Source organism: Vagococcus sp. WN80Y (assembly GCF_059621045.1).
On sequence record NZ_JCAQHY010000044.1, the window covers coordinates 1 to 979 of the forward strand.

Genomic DNA, 979 nt, shown 5'->3' on the forward strand with positions numbered 1-979 from the left:
TGAGGAGGTGCTCCTCGCTTACGGTGTGGCAAGATAAATCTAATGTGCCTGATTCAAAAAAAACAACTGATGTGTTCATTTTTGCTCCTCCTTATGATTAGGAGAAGATATCAAGATGACGCGTTGAGTTCATTCTGACATAATTTTTAGTCAATGTAAAAGTGTCTAACTCGTGCTTTTGGGGTAAGATTGTTGCCTTTTTTTGCTAGTAACCATCAGAAAAGCGTGTTATATCAGGTGTTAGGAAGATTTTTACTAAGAAGCGACTAGTTAAAAAGGCATGAGTTAGGCAAGTGTTTCTTTTCACTGCCATCAATTAGACTAGGACGTAGATCTGAACCCTGTTGGGAAGTCGTAGTCAATCAAAAGAAAAGAGAGGATGACAAAATCAGTCTTGTTACAGCATAGTACAGAAATTGGCTATACAGCTGAAAACCATCAGGCATGACTTAGGCATCTTCAAAAGAACTAAATCTTCATGATGAATTTTTCGAGCTGATATCTAATAAAATAAAAGGCTGTTCTTGAAGAGGACTGACAGAATCGACTATTACTCTACAAATAAGCTATTAGGATGAGACACTCCGACAAGGAATCCCTCTTTTTCTTAAATTATGATAGATAGTAGGCGCTGAGATCTGACAGTGCTTAGCGATTTCTCCAACAGATAAGTCTGTTTCTTGATACAATCTAATGGCTTGATCTACTTCTTTGGTACGACTAGGTCGCCCTAGTGTTGTTCCTTTTTCTCTAGCCGCCTCTAAGCCGGCGGTTACGCGTTCCCGAATTAACTCCGCCTCCATCTCGGCAAAGGCACTCATGACAGTAAAGAAAAAGCGACCCATCGGAGTAGAGGTATTGATGTTGTTTTGAATGCTGACAAAATTAATTTGCCGTTCTTCAAAGCTTTCAAGTAGCTGTAATAATTGATTCGTTCCTCTAGCAAGTCGGTCCAATTTAAAAATCACAAAGGTGTCAC

The 979-nt window shown here is 39.3% G+C and carries 1 protein-coding gene; it reads right to left on the minus strand.

Annotated features, from left to right (window positions below; translation table 11 throughout):
• Nucleotides 1-569: 569 nt before the first annotated feature.
• Nucleotides 570-979, minus strand: a 410-nt coding sequence (locus AC5KOD_RS02555) for a recombinase family protein (protein ID WP_496912975.1), incomplete at its 5' end; no start/stop codon positions are given.